The 19,596-nt window shown below is 53.8% G+C and carries 27 protein-coding genes; 26 read left to right on the top strand and 1 reads right to left on the bottom strand.

The window, feature by feature from the left end:
• Nucleotides 1-94 precede the first annotated feature (94 nt).
• From NITSA_RS02865 to NITSA_RS02765, 22 genes are all read left to right on the top strand, one after another.
• Nucleotides 95-478, top strand: a complete 384-nt coding sequence (locus tag NITSA_RS02865; RefSeq protein WP_013553527.1) for a thioredoxin domain-containing protein — start codon at nt 95-97, stop codon at nt 476-478.
• A gap of 42 nt (nt 479-520) precedes the next feature.
• Nucleotides 521-826, top strand: a complete 306-nt coding sequence (locus NITSA_RS02860) for a nucleotidyltransferase domain-containing protein (protein WP_013553526.1) — start codon at nt 521-523, stop codon at nt 824-826.
• Nucleotides 816-1,046 (top strand): HEPN domain-containing protein, encoded by a 231-nt coding sequence (locus NITSA_RS10760; protein ID WP_052296597.1) that lies wholly within the window; start codon nt 816-818, stop codon nt 1,044-1,046. The genes NITSA_RS02860 and NITSA_RS10760 overlap by 11 nt, the downstream gene beginning before the upstream one ends.
• Nucleotides 1,036-1,197, top strand: coding sequence for a hypothetical protein (locus NITSA_RS11370; RefSeq protein ID WP_169308524.1), 162 nt, complete (start codon nt 1,036-1,038; stop codon nt 1,195-1,197). The genes NITSA_RS10760 and NITSA_RS11370 overlap by 11 nt, the downstream gene beginning before the upstream one ends.
• A gap of 118 nt (nt 1,198-1,315) precedes the next feature.
• The gene (locus tag NITSA_RS02850) at nt 1,316-1,705 is read left to right on the top strand and encodes a rhodanese-like domain-containing protein (protein WP_013553525.1); all 390 of its coding nucleotides are present in this window, start codon (nt 1,316-1,318) and stop codon (nt 1,703-1,705) included.
• Nucleotides 1,706-1,830: 125 nt separating this feature from the next.
• A complete protein-coding gene (locus tag NITSA_RS02845; RefSeq protein ID WP_013553524.1) occupies nt 1,831-2,193 on the top strand; it encodes a rhodanese-like domain-containing protein in 363 nt (120 codons plus the stop codon).
• Nucleotide 2,194: 1 nt separating this feature from the next.
• Nucleotides 2,195-2,533: a DUF4282 domain-containing protein gene (locus tag NITSA_RS02840; protein ID WP_013553523.1), complete on the top strand. Its 339-nt coding sequence runs from the start codon at nt 2,195-2,197 to the stop codon at nt 2,531-2,533.
• A complete protein-coding gene (locus NITSA_RS02835; RefSeq protein WP_013553522.1) occupies nt 2,530-3,522 on the top strand; it encodes a twin-arginine translocation signal domain-containing protein in 993 nt (330 codons plus the stop codon). Before NITSA_RS02840 ends, NITSA_RS02835 begins: the two co-directional genes overlap by 4 nt.
• Before the next feature lie 3 nt (nt 3,523-3,525).
• Nucleotides 3,526-4,284, top strand: a complete 759-nt coding sequence (locus tag NITSA_RS02830; protein WP_013553521.1) for a sulfite exporter TauE/SafE family protein — start codon at nt 3,526-3,528, stop codon at nt 4,282-4,284.
• Between the two features lie 10 nt (nt 4,285-4,294).
• A complete protein-coding gene (locus tag NITSA_RS02825) occupies nt 4,295-4,540 on the top strand; it encodes a hypothetical protein (RefSeq protein ID WP_013553520.1) in 246 nt (81 codons plus the stop codon).
• Between the two features lie 10 nt (nt 4,541-4,550).
• Nucleotides 4,551-5,801 carry a chromate efflux transporter gene (chrA, locus tag NITSA_RS02820; protein WP_013553519.1) on the top strand — a complete coding sequence of 417 codons (1,251 nt, stop codon included), beginning with the start codon at nt 4,551-4,553 and terminating at the stop codon, nt 5,799-5,801.
• Nucleotides 5,802-5,831: 30 nt separating this feature from the next.
• Nucleotides 5,832-6,725: a cation diffusion facilitator family transporter gene (locus NITSA_RS02815; RefSeq protein ID WP_013553518.1), complete on the top strand. Its 894-nt coding sequence runs from the start codon at nt 5,832-5,834 to the stop codon at nt 6,723-6,725.
• 104 nt (nt 6,726-6,829) lie between these two features.
• Nucleotides 6,830-7,903, top strand: coding sequence for a potassium channel family protein (locus NITSA_RS02810; RefSeq protein ID WP_013553517.1), 1,074 nt, complete (start codon nt 6,830-6,832; stop codon nt 7,901-7,903).
• A 1-nt stretch (nt 7,904) separates the two neighbouring features.
• Nucleotides 7,905-8,363 (top strand): Crp/Fnr family transcriptional regulator, encoded by a 459-nt coding sequence (locus NITSA_RS02805; protein ID WP_013553516.1) that lies wholly within the window; start codon nt 7,905-7,907, stop codon nt 8,361-8,363.
• Nucleotides 8,363-9,502 carry a protoglobin domain-containing protein gene (locus NITSA_RS02800; protein WP_013553515.1) on the top strand — a complete coding sequence of 380 codons (1,140 nt, stop codon included), beginning with the start codon at nt 8,363-8,365 and terminating at the stop codon, nt 9,500-9,502. The genes NITSA_RS02805 and NITSA_RS02800 overlap by 1 nt, the downstream gene beginning before the upstream one ends.
• Before the next feature lie 70 nt (nt 9,503-9,572).
• On the top strand, nt 9,573-9,932 hold the full coding sequence (locus NITSA_RS02795) for a carboxymuconolactone decarboxylase family protein (RefSeq protein WP_013553514.1): 360 nt from the start codon (nt 9,573-9,575) through the stop codon (nt 9,930-9,932).
• A gap of 3 nt (nt 9,933-9,935) precedes the next feature.
• Entirely contained in the window at nt 9,936-10,643 is a 708-nt protein-coding gene (locus NITSA_RS02790; protein WP_013553513.1) for a cytochrome c biogenesis CcdA family protein, read from the top strand.
• 19 nt (nt 10,644-10,662) lie between these two features.
• Nucleotides 10,663-11,070, top strand: a complete 408-nt coding sequence (locus tag NITSA_RS02785; RefSeq protein ID WP_013553512.1) for a thioredoxin family protein — start codon at nt 10,663-10,665, stop codon at nt 11,068-11,070.
• A gap of 3 nt (nt 11,071-11,073) precedes the next feature.
• Nucleotides 11,074-11,655: an ion channel gene (locus tag NITSA_RS02780; RefSeq protein ID WP_013553511.1), complete on the top strand. Its 582-nt coding sequence runs from the start codon at nt 11,074-11,076 to the stop codon at nt 11,653-11,655.
• The gene (locus NITSA_RS02775; protein WP_013553510.1) at nt 11,655-12,797 is read left to right on the top strand and encodes an efflux RND transporter periplasmic adaptor subunit; all 1,143 of its coding nucleotides are present in this window, start codon (nt 11,655-11,657) and stop codon (nt 12,795-12,797) included. The genes NITSA_RS02780 and NITSA_RS02775 overlap by 1 nt, the downstream gene beginning before the upstream one ends.
• Nucleotides 12,794-13,945, top strand: coding sequence for an ABC transporter permease (locus tag NITSA_RS02770; RefSeq protein ID WP_013553509.1), 1,152 nt, complete (start codon nt 12,794-12,796; stop codon nt 13,943-13,945). Before NITSA_RS02775 ends, NITSA_RS02770 begins: the two co-directional genes overlap by 4 nt.
• 69 nt (nt 13,946-14,014) lie before the next feature.
• A complete protein-coding gene (locus NITSA_RS02765) occupies nt 14,015-14,728 on the top strand; it encodes an ABC transporter ATP-binding protein (protein WP_013553508.1) in 714 nt (237 codons plus the stop codon).
• Between the two features lie 15 nt (nt 14,729-14,743).
• On the opposite strand, the gene NITSA_RS02760 is transcribed toward NITSA_RS02765, so the two are convergent.
• A complete protein-coding gene (locus NITSA_RS02760; RefSeq protein WP_083799772.1) occupies nt 14,744-17,416 on the bottom strand; it encodes an ATP-binding protein in 2,673 nt (890 codons plus the stop codon).
• Between the two features lie 177 nt (nt 17,417-17,593).
• On the opposite strand from NITSA_RS02760, the gene NITSA_RS02755 reads away from it, so the two are divergent.
• The 4 genes from NITSA_RS02755 (at nt 17,594) to NITSA_RS02740 (ending at nt 19,554) form a co-directional block, all read left to right on the top strand.
• Nucleotides 17,594-18,517, top strand: coding sequence for an MBL fold metallo-hydrolase (locus NITSA_RS02755; RefSeq protein ID WP_013553506.1), 924 nt, complete (start codon nt 17,594-17,596; stop codon nt 18,515-18,517).
• Nucleotides 18,518-18,520: 3 nt separating this feature from the next.
• A complete protein-coding gene (locus NITSA_RS02750) occupies nt 18,521-18,868 on the top strand; it encodes an ArsR/SmtB family transcription factor (RefSeq protein ID WP_013553505.1) in 348 nt (115 codons plus the stop codon).
• Between the two features lie 198 nt (nt 18,869-19,066).
• A complete protein-coding gene (locus tag NITSA_RS02745; protein WP_013553504.1) occupies nt 19,067-19,303 on the top strand; it encodes a thioredoxin family protein in 237 nt (78 codons plus the stop codon).
• Between the two features lie 5 nt (nt 19,304-19,308).
• Nucleotides 19,309-19,554 (top strand): (2Fe-2S)-binding protein, encoded by a 246-nt coding sequence (locus NITSA_RS02740; protein ID WP_013553503.1) that lies wholly within the window; start codon nt 19,309-19,311, stop codon nt 19,552-19,554.
• The last annotated feature ends 42 nt before the right edge of the window (nt 19,555-19,596 follow it).

Here is a 19,596-nt window from a genome sequence, read left to right as displayed (position 1 = left end):
CCACTTATCAATTATTAGTTTCTAGTTTCCAGTTACTCGTTTCTCAACGCTCAACGCTCAGCGCTCAACTCTCCAAAAGTCAAAAGGTTCTTTAATGAAAAATAACAAAATCCAAAATCCAAAATCCAAAATCCAAAATTCCCCCTCCGATGGCGGCGACGCGTGCCACGTCATGGAAGAGGGAGAGATCCTCAACCCCCACTTGACCGAGCTTCCTCTCCACGAAGCGATACTTTACGGAGACCGCGTCCTCACCGCCAAATTCTCCAAACGCCTCTCCTGCGCCATCAAGCACCTGCCGATCCGCCTCCGCTTCCGCTACGAACACTCTACCGAAGCCGCCATCGAAGCGGGCATCGCCAAAGACCCGACCCTCGTACTGGATGGCGAAATTTTCCTTGAAGGCCTGGTCCCCGCCGAAGAGATCACGGAAAAATTTGAGCGATGGCTTGCCCGGGAAGATCCGAAGTCTTCATAAGTCCATCGATTCGCTATAATCGAAAGCAGGAGGGAAAGTTTGATGAAGATAGGAAATAATGAAAAGCGATATCTCATTTCTATGATTCGGGAGAAACTCTCAAATTTTTCAGAAGTGGAACGTGTCATTGTTTTCGGTTCTTTCCTCCATAGTCCCACTCCCCACGATATTGATATCGCCGTAATACAAAACTCTCAAGAAGACTATCTTAGCCTCTCATTGAAATATCGGAAGGTCCTGCGCCAAATATCCCGAAAGATTCCTCTGGATATCCTTCCCGTCAAAACGGATGCCCATGGTACTTTTATGAGGGAGATTCAGACGGGAGAAAGCATCTATGAAAGATGAAACCCGCCTCTGGATCGAATATGCCGAAGAGAACCTCGCCTCAGCCAAAATTCTTCTGGAGAGCCATCTGTATAACCCTGCTTTGCAGAACACACAGCAAGCCATCGAAAAATATCTCAAAGCCTATATCATCGAATTCGGCCTCGGCCTTCCGAAAACCCATAATATTGCAATCCTCAAAAGCCTGGTAGAGGATCACGGAACACCGAATGGTCAGTGATGATGATGTCGATCTCATCGACAGTATTTATCTGACATCGAAATATCCCATTGGTTCAGTTCTGCCGGACTACATTCCGAACGAAGCTCTATGCAAAGAGTGCCTTGCCGCAGCCTACGCAGTACGCGACTCCCTCTCTTCAATTCTCTGAAAAACTTTTCAATTTCTGCGTAATACTCAAATATTTTCTCATTCAATTTACCTACCGTTAAGTAAGTTGATGTAGAATTTTCATAAAGATAAATCAACATATCTTGAAAGGACGTGAATTGAAAGAGTTGGATTTCGGTGAATATCTTCGAAATTTCGGATACGATGAACGCAAAGCGATGAAGATCCAGATGAAGGAGCTCTTCGAACTTTTAGAAGCGGACAAAGCCCAGCTGGTCGATATCCGTTTCCCCGAGGAGTATGAAGCGTGGCATCTGGGGATCGGCACCCATATCCCCCTCAACGAACTGCCCGACCGCCTGGACGAACTCGATCCGAGCAAGACCATCGTCACGATGTGCCCCCATTATGACCGGGCCGAGATCGCCCGGCTCTTTCTCAAGCTCAAGGGCTTCGAAGCCCGTTACCTGACCGACGGGATGCTGGGTCTGGTAGACTATCTCCGGGGCGACCGGGCCAAAAATACCCTGAAGCGGTTGAAGTCCTGAGCCAACGGTAAATGGGCCCGGTGAATCTTCTGCGGAAGCTTTTCCGGGCCCATCGACCCGATAGCCGATAGTTTCTCAAAGAAACTATCCACGTAGCACTTAGCACCTAACGTGAAAGGATAAAAATGAACACCTTCCCCCTCAACATCGTTCCGAGTGAAATGAAAAACATGCGCATCGAGATCGAAGAGTTCATCGATCTCTACAACAAAGGCGAAGCGGAGCTGGTCGATATCCGGGTTCCTTTCGAGACCAAGGTTTGGCAAGTCAACTTCGGCCTGCAGATTCCGGCCAATGAACTGCCTGAGCGTCTGGAGGAGCTGCCTAAAGACAAGCTCCTCGTCGTCGCCTGTCCCAAGAGCGATCGCTCCAACATGGCCCGCACCTACCTCGCCTCCAAAGGATACGAGGTCAAATACCTCGTCGGCGGCCTACTGGGCCTGATGGAGCGCCTCAAGGGCGGCAAAGCCAAAGATCTGAAGCTCTGAAATGCATGACGTCCTGGCCTTCAACCACTTCATCACTCAGGATGTTCTGATCGTTTTCTACTACATCGGGGCCATCCTGATGCCGCTGTTGATGTGGCTGGGCCGTGGCTGGATCGTACGAAATATCGCGTTTGCAAAGCGATGGGACGAACGGCTGAAGAGACTCAATACATCGCTTTCCAAGCGTGGAAAAATAACAACGATCCTGGCCGTCATAGGGTTCTTTCTCTGTATGGAACTCTGCTGGCGTATGGTCTTCGAGGCGATGATCGGCTATTTCGATATGCACGATTATCTGTATGAAATTTACAAACACCAACATTTGGGAGGTTTGAAATGAAAAGACGTGACTTTATGAAAAATGCTGCTTTGGTCGCCGGAGCTATGGGTCTGGCCGCTTCCAGCGCGAATGCGAGTGGAATGGGTGCCGCCTGTGTCCTCGGCTCTACCCCCACCGCTCCCGGTAAAGGTGAAAAAGCCCCCAAAGGGCCGGTAACCTACTACACCGAATTCAAAATCTGGATCCCCGAGCGGGAGAAAATGGTCCATCATATGGAAAAACTGGTTCAAAAACTCAAAAAAGAGCGCGGTTTCCTTTCCTTCTCACTCAAAAATATGGTCGGCGACTCAACCATGGTGCACAACTATCCCACCAACCTCAAAGGGATCCTGGAGACCGCCTATCTCGATGCGGCCAAGGAAGACAGCCTTCCCCTCTTCTACTCCCTTTTCGTCCGCTTCGCCAGTTACGAAGATTTGAAACGCTCCGGCGTTATGGAAGACTTCAGAGCGCTGATGAAGAGCTTTGGCGGCCTGAGTGAAAACTTCTCCGAGGGGGTCTATGTGACCGTCTCCGCGGGCGACCGGGAGAAAATCTACCTCAGCCGCAAAGAGATCGAACACTTCCTGCGCCATCAGGCCGACGTTCCCATCAGCGACCTGGTCACCGTCAACAACCACGTGGCGATCCTGGCCAAAGACCGGGAAGTCTTCAACAAGAAGAGCACCGCACTGCTGAAAGTGGCGCAGGATACCTTCCGCCCCGCCAAAGGAGACTTCGACTACAACCCCAAATTCCCCAAGGGAATGCCCGGTTCCTATCAGAATCTCCACTACCGTGCCGCGGTAACCACCGAAATTCTCCAGAGCGCCTTCGCTCCCGACGGCAAGTATCGCTACCTCTTCCACGGAACCTGGGAAACCGTCTACGATCATGAAAACTCCCACATCGATCCCCGCTTCCGCCACCATGTCATGGCGATCCTGCCCTATATTGTCGAAGGGCCCATCGAGCCGTTCTACAAAACCACCGTTTTGGTCAACGGATAATCAATGAGCCCCGAACTGCTCCATTACGGGATATACTTCCTCCTTACGCTGGGGCTTTCGACCCTCTTTGCCATGGGCGGGGTGGGTTCGGCCATCGTGCTGGTGCCTACCTTCAATATGATGGGAATGCCCCTCAATCTCGCCAAGGCGATCGGACTCTTTATCAACAGCTCCTCCACCATCACCGCCTCGGTGATGAACTTTTTCCGGGGGGTGCTCGATATCCGTTTCGCCCTCCCCCTGGTCATCGCCATCCTCCTCGCCACGCCCATCGGAGCCTACGCCAGCAAATTCGTCCCTGTCGTCACCGTCAAGTGGATCCTTGTCGCCTTCCTCATCACCGCGGCATTTCTGCTGCTCTATACCAAGCGGGAGACCAAGGTCGTCTATGACAAGGCGTGGATCCTCTTTTTGATCGGTTTCAGTGTGGGGATCATTTCGGGGATGATCGGCGTGGGCGGCGGAGCGTTGATTATGCCGCTGTTGATTCTGCTGGGCTTCGATGCCAAAAAGGCCGCCTATGCCGTCAGCTTCATCATCCCCTTCTCTTCTTTGGGAGCCTTTTTCACCTATCTGAGCTTCGTGAAGATGGATTGGATCCTTCTGGCGGTGGTGACCGTAGCGGCAATTATGGGAGGCTATCTGGGTGACCGCATTATGCACTACCGCCTCACCCCCTCCCAGGTCAAGAAGCTCATCGCCGTGCTCTTGCTGCTCCTGGCAGCCAAAATGATCGCAGGGCTTTTGCACCTGCATCTCTAAAGGAGGACTTATGATCCATATCCTGAAAAAGATCGCCGACTGGATCGTCGAACACGAAGAGAAAGATGCCGAAGACTGCACCGTCCCCGACGAAGTGATCGACGAGTGGCTCGAAACGATCGAAGAGCGCAAAAGACGGATGGAGGAGCACGGACATACCCACTCCGAACAGTATGAAATGCTCCTGGATCTCGAAAAAAAGGTGCGTCATATCAAAGAGATCCGCGCCCAAAAATGCCACATCAAACCTTCATAAAACGGCAATAATGAACCCCAGGCAAAGCTCTGCACAGACCCGGGAGACCTCGGACAGAGTCGTCCCTTCCCTCTGGCAGCTCTGCCGGGCTTTTTTCCTCATCGGGCTCACCGCCTACAGTATGGCGATGCTCCAGCAGCTCAAAGCGCTCCTCATCGGAAGGCGATGGCTGACTCAGAGAGAATTGGATGAAGGCTTGGCGATGGTCCAGCTCTATCCCGGCCCCATCCTCTTCAATCTCGCCGCCTACTCCGCCTATCGCATCAAGGGATTCGTCGGAGCTTTTCTGGCGACGTTCCTCTTCGTGCTTCCCTCCTATCTCTTGATGCTGCTCCTCTCCTGGCTCTATTTCCGCTACGGTCAGATCGGCTGGGTCCATCCTCTCTTCATCGTCCTTGAAGCGATGGTCGTGGGGATCGTCCTGCACGTGACGATCGATTTCTCTGGCCGCTACATCTCCGGCGGTAAGACAGCTCTCATCGCGGGGATCGCCTTTGTTTTGATGCTCTACCGCGTCAATGCCTTTTGGATCATCCTGATCGCTATGCTTTTGGGACTGCTTTTGCTGGAGATGCCCAAGCCAAAGGAAAACGCCGTCAAGGAAACAGGGGCCACACCCATCCCTCTCCCGGGCCGCTGGCAGTGGCGTATGGCGGGGCTCTTGCTCGCCGGAGCCCTTTTCGTTCTCCTGCTGGCCGTGGGATCGCTCTGGCACAGCAAATCGGGCCGACTTCTCTTTTCGATGTTCAAAGTGGGGGCGGTGGCCTTCGGCAACGGAATGACCATCATGCCCCTGCTCCAGCAGGAAGCGGTCGTCGCCCATCACTGGTTGACAATGAAAGAGTTCGCTGACGGGATCGCTTTCGGGCAAATCACTCCCGGACCCTTTCTCATCACCGCGACTTTCATCGGCTACAAGGTCAGCAGCCTTCTGGGCAGCGCCCTGGCGACGGTGGGGATGTTCTATCCCTCCTTTTTCTACACCCTTGTCATAACGGAGCTCTATGAGAAGATCAAGGACTACGGCCCGATCCGCAAAGCCCTGAAAGGGATTCTCGCCGCCTTTACGGGAATGCTGGTCTTCGTCCTGCTCAGCCTGGGCAAAGTCAGCCTCGTCGCTCCCGCCACTTACATCTGGGCGGCGGGGGCTCTGATCGCCGTGCGCTACTGGAAGATCAACATCCTCTGGATCTTCCTGGCGGGCATCGCGGCGGAGCTTTTGCTCTATTTCGCGGGTATGCCTCTTTTTAATTTGCACTAAACATCGAATAAAAAGATCGAAAGGATCATTATGGGACACCATCATCACGAAGTCAGCGGTAAAAACCTCTTCATCACCGTTCTTCTGAATGTCATCATCACCCTCTCCCAGATCGTGGGAGGGTTCCTCTCGGGCTCCTTGGCGCTGCTCAGTGACGCCATGCACAACTTCAGCGATGTCCTGGCCCTGCTGATTGCCTGGTGGGCCAACCGCCTGGCTGCCCGCCCCAGGGACGAGGGGCGGACCTTCGGTTTCAAGCGGGCCGAAATCATCGCCGCCCTCTTCAACGCTTCGGTGCTCATGGGTATCGCCATCTTCCTCATCGTCGAAGCGGTGCGAAAGCTCCTCCATCCGGAGCCTGTCGCCTCGGGCTGGGTCATCGGGCTCGGCCTGCTCAGCATCGTGCTCAATGCCGCCAGTGTGCTCCTCATCAAGGAGGATGCCCACGAAAACATGAACGTCAAGGCGGCCTACCTACACCTGCTCACCGATGTGATGACCTCAGTGGCCGTCGTGATCGGCGGGGTGCTGATGTATTATTGGAACCTGTTCTGGGTCGATCCCCTGATCTCCCTGCTCATCGCCCTCTACCTCATCTACGCCTCCTACGATATTGTCCGGGAGTCGGTGGCCATTCTGATGCAGTTCGCCCCCGAGGGGCTCGACCTCAAGGCTCTGGCCGAAGCGGTCGAAACGCTTCCGGGGATTCAGAATATCCACCATATCCACCTTTGGCGCCTCAACGACCACGACGTCTTTCTCGAAGCCCACATCGACTTCGCCAGCAACCTTCATCTCCTGGAAGTGACCCATAAACTGGAGCAGATCGAAACACTCCTCCAGGAACGTTTCCACATCGCCCATGTCACCCTCCAGCCCGAATATCGACGCGGAGACGACAAGCGCCTGGTGATTTCGGACTAGGGAACGACGGAATAAGTGAAACGATCAAGGGGGTACATCGGAAAGATCTCTGACTTACTGTAAAATGAGTGAATTGAAATGATGGAGCCCAATGAGTGGAGAAGATGAAAAAAATTGAATTCAGCCTGGCGGCAGTCTATATCTTCTTCTATACGATCTTCCTGATGGTCGCCTCGGAGATCATGACCCTCATCGAGCCCCACAACTACCGAACGTTTTTCGACGGACTCTGGTGGTCCGTCGTCACGGCGACCACGGTGGGGTATGGAGATATGGTCCCTCACACGGAGGCGGGGCGAATGGTGGCGATCGTCATCATCGTCGGCGGGGTGATCGCTGTGGCCGCCTTCACCGCGCTGATGACCAGCCAACTGGTCACGACGAAAATCTTTGCGAAAAAGGGGTATGAGAATTTGGAAGGCTTGGAACATCATCTGGTGATTTGCGGGTTCAAAACCCCGAGAAAAGAGGTTTTGGAGGGGTTCAAGGAAAAGTACGGTGAGCGGATCGTCATCATCTATCCCGAACTCTCCCCCGAGTTGGAAAAAGTGCTCGAAGAGAACGGCCTCAAATTCGTCCAGGGCGAATACAATGACGAACTGGCACTCAGAGAGGCGAGGATCGAGAAAGCCGACAAGGTGATGATCCTCAATATGCATGATGAATACGCCGACGCCAAGGTCCTGGAGACCGTGATCGTCATCCGCTCCCTCAACTCCGGCGTCTACATCATCGCCGAGATCAACGATGCCAAATTTGAAAACTACCTCATCAAGAGTCGATGTGACGAAATCATCATGAGCGAAGAGTACAACCGCTTCCTCCTCTCCAAATCGATCAGCGAACCGGGGATGTCCAAGGTGATCCGAAACCTCCTGCGCACCCAGAATTTCCACATCATCACCAAGCACCCCTTCGAAGGGAAACGGTATGCGGAAGCCTTCGAGGAAAGCATCAAAAAGAATCAGATCCTCCTCGGCGTCGTAAAAAACTACATTACGGGTACGCAGCTCAAGCATATTGTTTTGAACAAGATAAGATACGGAAACGAGAGTGAAAAATACAAAGAGCTGCTCGGAAAAATAAAACGTAACGAGATCGAGATGGAGGTGCTCATCAATCCCGAAGATGATTTCATCATTCCCGAATTCTCGGCCATCATCATTATGGAGCGTTGATATGGAGATCAAAAGCCAACTTTTCGACGGATTAGATTCCAAACAGATTGAGGAAGTACTCTCCGCTTTTGCAAGCCACACGGTTCCCAAGGGAACGGTGTTGCGGGAAGAGGGCAAAGCGACTACGGCAGCCTTTTTCCTCGAAATAGGGAGTATCCGGGTGCACAAACACTCCTCCGAGGGAGAAGAACTGGAAATCGCCGTCATCGAAGGGGGAGAGGATGTCCTCTTCTCCCTCACCTCCCTGGTCGACGGGGGCTCGAGCTTGACCAAGTTGATCACAGCTTCGGAGTGTACGATCCGGGAGATCGACCGGAAAAAATTTCTCGATTTCTGCCGGAAGCATCCCGAAATCGGTATGGTGCTCCTGAAAAACCTCACACAAGCCCTGGCCCGCTTTCTGCGGCGCAGCGACGAAAAGATCGCCGAAATGTACAAAACACTCGAGGAGGTGCTCTAATGGACAAACTGACACTCATCAAAGAGATCTACGACCTGGATGAAAACGACCTGAAGATGCGCAAGGAGGCGCTTGAAAAGCTCGCCCCCTACGCCGGGGAGATCATGGACCGTTTTTATGAAAAGCTTCTGGAAAAAGAGGAGCTCGCCTCCTTCATTCCAAGAGAAAGGATTCCCGAGCTCAAGAAAAAGCAGATCGCTTTCGTTGCAGAACTCCTCTCCAAACCCTTTGACGACAAGCTCTACCGGCACATCGCCCGTGTGGGGATCGTCCACTATCACATCCGTCTCGACCCCATCTCCATGTCCTACGGGTTCCACCTCCTCTCCCAGCTCATCCTCGCCCAATCCCAAAGAGATCCCGGACTGCTGCCTTATCTGAAACTGGTGATCAAATACCTCAAAGTGGCCGAGGCGATCATGGGGCAGGAGTATTTCGCCCAGAAGACCCTGGAGAAGACCCCCTACCGGGCCAACGACCTCTTCCTCGCCGTCAACGAGCTCTACGCCCGCTACAGTCTCTGCCGCCAGAGGGTGCGCCAAATCGCCTCAGGAGAAGAGCAAAAAATCGATCCGAAACAGAGCGCCGCTTTCCGTGAAGCCCTGGACAAACTCGCTCCCTACCGCCAGATCCTCGAAGCGATCGGATTGAAACTCTCCATCGTCAAGCGCCACTGCACCGAACTGGAGCAGGCCCGGAGCCCCGAAGAGGCCGCCCGGGCCGCCGAGCTCCTCGACGAATCGATCCTCCATCCCCTCAACGACCTGAGCGTCAGTGCCTATATGACCCTGGGCAGCTCTCTGGCCTCTCTGCGGGCGATGACCGACATCCTCTACCGCCGCAGCACCGCCAAAGAGGCCGCCATCTCCGCAGAGGAGGCACGCCGGAACATCCGGGGCATCCTCGAAAACACTTACGGCTGGGCCATCGAATCTCTGGAATTCCTGGACGAGGAGCCCGAAGAGGAGGCCTGGGATATCGTCAAGCATCTCTACCTCCCCGCCGAAGAGCGCATTCTCTACCTGGCTCTTCGGCTCAAGAGCCTCTCCAACCGCATTTACATCGCCGAAGGTTTGGATCTGCTGGGAGAGGCGATGAAGCTCACCCTCTTCCTGACGGGCAAGGAGCTCAAGAGCTAGGGCTCTGTTTTTAAATATCGAGATATTTTGATATAATTTCAACTCGCAATCAATACCCTAAGGAGAAAAAATGCAAATGCCTACCCCCGAACAGGTCGAACAGATGATGATGGATGCTTTCGGTGAACTCCCCTCTTCCATCGAAGCCGCCAAAGCCGCAGATCCTTCCTTCCTCGTCGAACAGGCGATGAGCGCCAGGCTGGGAACCAAGAGCGAGAAAAATGTCCTCGATCCCAAAACCACCACGATGATCTTCCTCGCCGCCGCCCTGGCCACGGGAAGCGAAGATTGCATCGAGGTCAACACCTCCGCCCTGCTCAAAATGGGTGCCAGCAAGGAGGAGATCCTTTCTGTGGTGCGCATTGTCCGCCACGCCGCTTTCAGCAAGGTCGTCGGCGACGCCAAAACCGTTTTCGATCTGCTCAAATAATCCGTGCTCGAAACACTGACCGCCTGGCTGGGAGCCCATAGCCTCCTCTCCATACTGGGCGCCCCGGGGATCGGGGTGATCACCGCTATGGCTCCCTGCTCCATCGTCACCCTGCCGCTGCTGGTCGCCAGCGCCGTAGCCCTGAGTGAAGACATCGACACCCCGGCTGCCCGGCGACGTTTCGTTATCCGCTTCTCCCTCCTTTTCGTCCTGGGCCTGGTGATCAGTTTTTCCATCCTGATGCTGCTTACGGCCAAGATCGGCATCATGCTCTCCGTCGCGCCCCTCTGGGCCGACCTCCTGGCGGCCCTGGCCTCCTTCGCCGTGGCGGCCTATGCCATGGGGTGGCTGGGCCAGGGGATCGACAAGCAAAAGATCGCCGCAAAACTGCTAAGATTCAAGCTGTTGGGCGCCCTGGTCATCGGCCTGATCTTCGGACTGGTGAGCACTCCCTGCGCTTCGGCACCCCTGGTGGCCATCATCACCGTAGCCGAAAGTGCGGGCTGGGTGCACGCCTATATCCTGGTACTCAGTTTCGCCCTGGGGCACGCTTCGCTGCTGCTGGCGGCAGGGATCTCGGTGGGCTTCGCCCAAAAGATCGCTTCCAACCGCCGTCTGGGGCAGATCAGTCGGGGGATCAATGCCCTTTTTATCGCCACGCTGGTGCTTATTGGCACCTATTTCCTTTACAAAGCGTGGCAGTTGTTCTAACTCACGACAAAGGAACGGAATGTTTTTACGATCGATCCTCACGCTTCTCTTTTTGGGACTCTTCGGCACCGCACAGGCCGATGAGGGGATGCTTCCGGCCACTCCCTATGCCAAAATCCCCGCACAGGGGGCCAAAATGTTGGAATTCGGCGCGACCAGCTGCCGAAGCTGCCAAAGGATGGATCATCTCCTCTATGAGCTCAAACAAAAAAACCCCAAACTCCCCCTCTATTTCGTCAATGTCCTGCAGGACCGGGAAGCGGCCGGGAAATTCCGCATCCGGATGATCCCCACCCAGATCTTCATCGACCGCTCAGGCAAGATCGTCGAGCGCCACATCGGGCTGCTTAGCCGCAAAGAGCTTACCGAGCGACTCAAACGCTACGGGATCGCAGAGAACAACGCTTCCAAATCCGGGGAGCGATAGCCGATGCTCAGCCGCCTCGCCGAACGGAAAAACCGCTGGATCAAGAGTGACAACATTGCTTTCCTCATCCTGCCCTTGGTCCTCCTGCCTCTTCTGCCCCAGATCTATTTGCAGTATGCCTATTTCGGGTGGTTTATGGAGCATCGAGACGCCATCATGTTCGCCGATATTCTTTACATCGTGTTGGCGCGCTTTTTACTGCTCGATGTCGCGATCTACATCTTCAGTCATATCAAGCGTCATTTTCATATCGCTTTGCTGCATGTGGTGATGCTCTATTTGGAGGTAACGGTAATCACCATCCTCTTTTATGCCACAATCTACTGGTTTTTCGATCCTTTTCATCTTTTTCACCTCAACTCCCAGCTTTCGACGGAGAATCTGGCGGAGATCCAGTCCCATGACTTCATCCTGAGCATGTATATCTCTGCCGTCACCTTCACGACGCTGGGTTCGGGCGACTGGATCCCCCAGACCCTTCCGGCGATGGTCGCCGTCATCAGCGAAGTGATCTTGGGCGTCGTACAGGGCGGTGTCTTCGTCGCGATTTTGCTCTACGCCCATCAGAACAAGGAGATCAAATAGTGAATCCTTCCTTGCGCTCCCTGGCCAAAACTCTGGTTGGGCTCCTACTCCTAGCCATAACGGGCCTGCTTTTCTATACCAAGCTCTTCATCCCCAAACACAGCTACCGAACGATCCATCCCATGAGGGGAGAGATGAACCTCAGTGTCTTCGGCATCGCCACGGTGGAGGCGAAGACCCTCTATCCCGTGGGCTCCACCTACGGCGGCAAGCTCCTGGCGGTCCTCAAGGATCAGGGAGAAACTGTACGACAAGGGGAGCTCATCGCCCGTATCGACCCGGTGGACCTGCCCGATCAGATCGCCCAGGCCCGGGCCCACCTGCAGAGCCTGCGCTTCAACCTCCAGGCGGCCAGGAAGGATCTCGAGAGCCTCAAGGCACAGTTGAAGCTGGCGCAGATCGTCTTCGCCCGCTACCAAAAGCTCTCTCCCAAAGGCTACGCCCCCGAATCGGAATACGACAAGGCCCAGGCCAATCTCCGGTCCGTGCAAGCCCAGATCGCCGCCAAAGAGGCGGAGATCGAAGCTCTCAAAGCCCAGGAGAGCGAAGCCCGCCTCAATATCGACGCCCTGCAAAAACGCCTGAGCCGTTTCGAGATCCACGCGCCGGTCAACGGCCTCGTCGTCCACCGCGACGCCCAGCCCTCCCAGACCGTCGCCCCCCAGCAGCCCATACTCACCATCGTCCGCCCCCGGGATGTCTGGGTGAGTGCCACCATCGACGAAGCGCTGAGCCAAAAGCTCCGCCCCGGCGAACCCTCAACGATCCGGCTGCGCTCCCGCCCCGGAGCGCCCCTCGCGGGCAAAGTGGCGCGTATCGAACCCCAGAGTGATCCTGTAACCGAAGAGCGCATTGTCGAAGTGGCTTTCGACAAACTCCCCCGGCCCTTCTACCTCAAAGAGCAGGCCGAAGTGACCATCCAAACCGGAAAGCTCAAAAACGCCATCATCCTCCCCAAAAAAGCCCTACAGCACGGCGGCGTCTGGATCGACCGAAACGGCAGAGCCCACTTCGTCAAAGTCAAAGCGCTGGCCGTACAAGGGAACAAAGTCGCCGTCGAAAGCTTGAAGGGGAATGAAACCATCCTCCTGCCCGATCCCCATAAAAAACCTCTCTCGGAAGGAACGAGAGTCTACCGATGATCGATCTGGCCCGCCGCGACATCGCCCACGCCAAACTCAAATTCGTCGTCACCGCGATGGGGGTGGGGATGCTGCTGGGGATCGTGCTCATCATGGTGGGAGTCTATCGGGGGATGATCATCGACGCTCAGGTGCTGCTGAACGATACCGGCGCCGACCTTTGGATCGTCCAGGAGGATACCCTGGGGCCCTTCGCCCAGAGCTCCCGCATCCACGAAGACCTCAAAAACACCCTCAAAGCCCAGCCCGGCATCGACAAAACCGCCGCTCTGGCCTTTATGGGATTTCAGGTTCGGGTACCCAGCGGGGAGATGAAGCGCATCTACAGCGTGGGTTACGACCCTTTCGGTGATCTCTGCCCCATCAATCCCAAACGCCTCGTATCGGGACGCCCCATCGCCAGGGCCCACTACGAAACGGTCGTCTCCCAAAAGCTCGGATTCAAGCTTGGAGACAAGATCCCGATGGGACGTGACCTCTATACCGTGGTCGGGATCACCAAAAGGGCCGTCTCCTCCGGCGGAGAGCCCCTCATCTACCTCAGCCTCAAAGATGCCCAGAAGCTCCAATTCCTCTACTCCAACGCCCGCATCCACAACGACCGGGCGAGGGGGATGAACGTCCAGGCCGACCGGCACCTGGTCAATACCGTCGTCGCCACCCTCAAGCCCGGCTACGACCCCGACGCCGTGGCACAAAAGATTCGGCACTGGAAACATCTGGGGGTCTTCACCAATGCCCAGGAGCGCCGCATCCTCACCATCAACCTCATCGAAATGGCCCGAAAGCAGATCGGGATGTTCACCGCCATCCTCATCGTCGTCTCCAGCATCATCATCGCCCTCATCATTTACACCATGACCCTGGAGAAGATCAAAGAGATCGCCATTATGAAACTGGTGGGCATCCCCAACCGGATGATCACGACGATGATCGTCAAGGAGACCCTGGCACTGGGGGTGCTGGCCTTCCTTTTCGCCAATCTCTTCGCCCACTCCATCTGGGACAAATTCCCCAAACGGGTGGTCCTGGAGTGGAGCGACGCCTGGGGGCTTTTCGCCGTGGTACTCGTCGCCTCCATCGCCGCCAGCCTCTTCGGGGTCTTCAAGGCGATTCGGGCCGATGAACGCCAAGCGATCGGGGGATAATATGGTCATTAGTCATTGGTCACTGGTCATTGGGAGGGGCGGAAACATATTGTCGAAAGAGACGAAACTATGAACGATACCGGTATTAGGGTAGAAAATCTCACCAAAATTTTCGGCAAGGGCGATGCCCAGGTCCGGGTCCTCGAAAACGCTTCCCTCGAGGTCAAAAAGGGGGAGTTTGCCGCCCTCGTGGCTCCCAGCGGCGCGGGAAAGACAACCCTGCTGATGATGATCGGCTGCGTGGAGAAGCCCACGAGCGGCAAGATCTGGCTGGGCGACGAGCTGGTCTGGGACGAAGACCACTGGAGCATCCGGGATCCCCGCAAGATTCGCCGGGAAAAACTGGGCTTCATCTTCCAGGCCCACTATCTGATCCCCTTTCTCAATATCCTCGAGAACGTCATCCTCATCCCCACCACCAACGGCATCCCCCGCAAAGCCGCCGAAAAAAAAGCAATGGAGCTGCTGGACTATTTCGACATCGGTGACAAGGCCCACGCCATGCCCAGCCAACTCTCCGGCGGGCAAAACCAACGCGCGGCCATCGCCAGGGCGCTGAGCAACGATCCCCACATCGTCCTGGCCGACGAACCCACCGCCGCGCTGGATATGAGCCGGGCGGTCAACGTGGTCAAGATGCTGCGAAAGATCGCCAAAGAGCGCCAGGTCGCCATCATTATGGTCACCCACGACGCCCGGCTGTTGCCCTACTGCGACAAGATTCTCTCCATCGAAAATCGCAAAGTCGTCACCAAAACCCAGGTGGCCCAGGAGTTTATCTAAGAGCCCTCCATACGATCAGGAGCTTTTGACAACCTTATCGGGCGCATAATAACCGATCAGATTACGCAGACGATCGATATTGATCGGTTTGGCGATATAGTCGTCCATCCCCGCTGCCAGATACTGATCCTTGTTTCCCTGAACCGCATTGGCTGTCAGCGCGATGATCGGGATATGGGGGCTGTCCGTTTCGCGTTCATACGCCAAAATCGCCCGTGTCGCCTCCACCCCATCCATTACCGGCATTTGAATATCCATAAAGATCAGATCAAAATTATCCTCTTTGCGCCTCTCGAACGCCTCTTCCCCGTTATTGGCGATCGCCACATCGATCCCGAATCGCGAAAGTGTCGCAATGATCAGTTTTTGGTTGATGGGGTTGTCCTCGGCCACCAGGACTTTCAAGTCTCTGAACGCCATTTCCGATTTGAATCCCTCCGCATGGCTGCTTTCCAGACCGGCGTATTTACTTAGAGCACGAAGCGTTTTGGAGTAGTTCAGCGGTTTGTATATGAGCGTATTGAGCTTCGATTTGATCGCATCGAGAATCTTTTTGTTTTCCCCGGAAGTGATCAGACTGATGGGAACCTTGAGGATCAACAGTTTGACAAGCTCTTTCTGTCCGTCCAGGCAATCCTCATCGAGGAAGAAGAGATCGGGCATTTCTCCGGAGCGTCCCCTCAAAAGACTCTTTTTGTCATAAACGGAGAAATCCGCCCCGAGGTATTCCACATACGTTTTGAGATTTTTATCCCTTTGTCGATCGAGTGTGAAGCCCTCCTGAATCAGGCCGATCTTCGTTCCCTGAAAACTTGGCCTCCGGCGCTCGGGGGCTTCGGGGTCTTTTTTGAGCGGCAGGGTAAAGAAGAAGCTCGATCCCTTCCCGGGCTCACTCTCTACCGCAAGCTTGCCTCCCATCGCCGCAACCAATTTACTCGAGATGGAAAGCCCCAAACCGGTCCCCCCGAATTTCCGGCTTGTCGTGGAATCCGCCTGAGTAAAGAGATCGAAAATTTTTTCCTGTTGATCCAGCGCGATACCGATTCCCGTATCGGAAACGACAAACTTGACAAAGACATTCCCTTCGAGTTCTCCCATTTTTTGGCAAAAAACGCTAACTTCGCCTCCACGCTCCGTGAATTTGATCGCATTGTTTACCAAGTTGACCAACACCTGGGAAATTCGGGTTGGGTCGCCCAAAATCCTTCCGGGAAGAGCGGGATCGACATAGACGGCGAAGTCGATTCCTTTGTGCAGCGCTTTGGCCGCATAGGTCTCGACAGCCATCTCCCACTTGTCGATGGGATCGAAAGGGATCTCTTCGAGCTCCACCTTCCCAGCTTCGATCTTCGAAAAATCGAGAATGTCGTTGACGATATTCAAAAGATTCTGGGAACTCTCCTGAACGACGCGGATGAACTCCCGCTGCTCCTCGTTGAGCGGTGTGGTCTCCAGGAGCTGGATAAAGCCGACGATTCCATTGAGCGGCGTACGGATTTCATGGGACATATTGGCCAGGAAGAGATCCTTGGCCCTGGCCGTATCCAGAGCACTCCTTCGCTCTTTGTCCGCCTTTTCCAACGACGACTCCAGGAGCTGATAGACCTTCTGAATCTCTTTACGGGAGTCGAAACGCAACTGAGCGAGATCCACCTCTTCACCGTTATGGGGCATTGTTTTGACCAGCGCCTCCAATCTGGAGATATGTTCCTGCATCGCTCCGGAAAGCCTGTATCCCCAGAACAGCATCATCAACCCAACGAATAAGACAACGGCTGCGGCGATCAGATGAAGAAACTCCTGATCGATGTATTTTTGAACCGAGATGTAACTCGAATCGATGATCCGTGTTTCAATTTCGCCGAGGAGAGCAATTTTTTTATTTTGCAGTTCAAACCACTCCATAACGTCGATCGGATAATCGCCTTTTTCCGCATGAAAGTCGATCAGGGCCAAAAATCTATCGAGCTTCGATCGGAGCTCCTGAACTTTGGGCTGATTGAGCAGGGCACTGATCGATCGAGCCAGGGCATCTTCTTCCTCATCCGGAGAGACAAGATGCGCTTCGTTATGGTAATTTTGCCAGCTCCTATGCTCCTCGGAGCTCATCGCGTATTCCCCGGCAAGATAATAGGCGAGATAGCCCCACTCAAGATCGCTCGCCTCTCTTATATGTTCGTAGAGCAAAAGGTAGACGATTTTTGAAGCGAGCTCATAATCAAATTTGTAATTTTGGACAGCTGAATAGCTCCTCTCCAGGGGATCCAATAGACTCTGTGTATATCCATTGACGAAGAAATCTTCAAAAGAGAAAGAATCTACTTTGCCTTCATCAACCTTTTTTCGAAGAGCCTGAAGCTGCTTCAGCTTACTAAAAAGGATCCGATAGCTCTCCCGAAGCTTCAAATCTTTCACTTGATGATCGAGCCCTTTCCAAAGTGCAGTGAGCGCCCGGTCCGACGCTGCCCTCTGCTGCTTGAGCATTCGGTGAAACTCCTCCCGTCTATTCCCCAGATAGAGAGCACTTATACTTCGTTCCTTCCCAATCTGAAGCAGCACCTCTTTTATAAGCCTGTCATTCTTCAAAACCTTCTTCAAGTCAGAAACTTGGGAAATGTGATGATATGAGATACCGAGGAGATAAGCAGCCAAGAGAATCAGCACCAAAGGAGGCAAAAGCCCGACCATTTTTATCTTATTTTGAATATGCAGTATTCACCCTTTTTTAGCTTCTAAAAAACATATATATAGAATTATAATACTATTTTAATTCATAAAGTTTGGAAGTCGAATTGGATTCTGGGCGGGATAAACCATCAAGATATTTTGATATAATTGTTTCGAAAACGATACCAAGGAATCTCAATGAAAAAATTGATCCTGCTGTGCAGCATTCTCCTGGGGGCACTTTCCCTCCATGCCGAGCCCCTCTACCCCTTCAAACCGGTCAAAGTGGCTGACGGCATCGAATGTGTCATCGGAGACTTCAACCCTCCCACCAAGGCAAACAAAGGCTTCGTCAACAACAGTTGCTGGATCGACATCGGCGACGGCCTGGTGATCGTCGATCCCGGCCCGAGCTATCGCTTCGCCCAGGAGTTCGCCAAACTGGCCCAAAAGAGCACCGACAAAAAGATCAAAGCGGCGGTGGTCACCAACTACCACGACGACCGCCTCTATGGTGCCAGCTACTATGCCCAGCACCATATCCCCGTCATCGCCCATCGAAACATCGTCGAAGACATCAAAAAGAATCCCGGCAAATACGAGCGCCTCAAACACATCCTCAGCCCCGAAGAGTTCAAAGGGAGCAAAGTGGTCACCCCCGATACCCTCTTCGATGACCGCTACGTCATCCAGGGAAGCAAACGCAAGGTCGAACTCCTCAAACTCACCCCCGTCAGCGAGGAGCACTCCGACATCGTCGTCTGGGTCCCCGATGTCAAATTCCTCTTCGCCGGGAACATCGTTTTCAACAACCGGGTACTGAACTACACCAAAAACTCCAATATGAAAGGATGGATCGAAGCCCTCAAAAAGATCGAAGCGATGCATCCGAAGATCGTCCTGGGCGGCCACGGCAGCCTGATGGAGCCCGATGCCTACAAAACGACCCTGGAATATCTGACTAGCCTGCAAAAGCAGGTCAAAGCCGCCTACGCCAACGATGTGGACCTGAGTGAACTGATGAAGCATGTAGACCTCTCCAAATTCAAAAACCTCAAACATGCCGAGCATCTGAACCGTCACAATGCCAAGGATTATTACGAACAACTCGATTGGGAGTAAACTATGAATACCCATGAAGAAGCCCTCGAGGATTTCCTCGCCACCACCGGAGCCCTCTACGACGCTACGAGGGTGTTGTTGCTCAAATTCCTCGATCGTCACGGCCCCCTTTGCGTCTGCGACCTGCAGGAGAGCTTTGGTATGATCCAATCCCGCCTCTCGAGGCATCTCAAAATCCTCAAAGAGGCAGGCTTTCTGAGGGTCAAACGCCAGGGACGCTGGGCCTATTACGAAATCCGCTCCCCGTTGGATCGTTTCCGCTTCTCGGCGATCGAAGAGATCCGCACCCTCCCCCTGGAGCTGCCGAAGCTCAAACGGCTCTCCGAAAGTTGCCCGATAAATAATGAGTAACTGAATAACCGAGCAACCACGCAGCTAAATAACTGAGTGATAAAACTTCTCAACGCTCAGCACTCAACACTCAACTCTCCCAATGCTCCTTTTCGAGAAAGTGACCTTCGGACTGACAAAATACATTGCTTCCCCGTAATCTATATATCAAGAAATTGTGATATTATGTCGACAATAAATTTTCCCTAGGAGTTAATTGTGAAAATAGAGATCCTCGGAACCGGATGTGCCAAGTGTAAGCAGCTGGAGAAAAATGTCCTTGAAGCCCTGGCTAAAACCGGCAAATTCGCCGAAGTGGAGAAGGTCGAAGACTTGACGAAGATTATGGAGTATGGCGTCATGAGCACTCCCGGCCTCGTTATCGACGGCAAAGTCGTCAGCGTGGGCAAGCTGCTCACTCCCGACGAGATCGCGGACCTGATCTCCAAGGCTTGAGAAGAATGCAATTTTTCACTCAACCCAAGCGCTACGACGATGTCACAACGCTCAGCAATGAGGATCTCATCTGCTATTGCGTCGAAGTGGACAAAAAGAGCATCGTCGAAGCGATCAAAAAGGGCGCAAGCACCCTCAAAGCGATCAAAGAGGCCACCGCCGCCTGCACCGGAAACGAATGTGCGCGGAAAAATCCCAACAAACGCTGCTGTTCCAAAGAGATCAAGCAGTTGATCGAACTCTATGCTTAGTCGCAAGTCACAAGTAGATGCTTCTAAGTAAAAGGATTGAAT

The organism is Nitratifractor salsuginis DSM 16511 (genome assembly GCF_000186245.1).
Taxonomy (GTDB): Bacteria; Campylobacterota; Campylobacteria; order Campylobacterales; family Sulfurovaceae; genus Nitratifractor; species Nitratifractor salsuginis.
The sequence above is the reverse complement of the archived record's forward strand: the minus strand, read 5'-3'. Positions and strand labels throughout refer to the sequence as shown.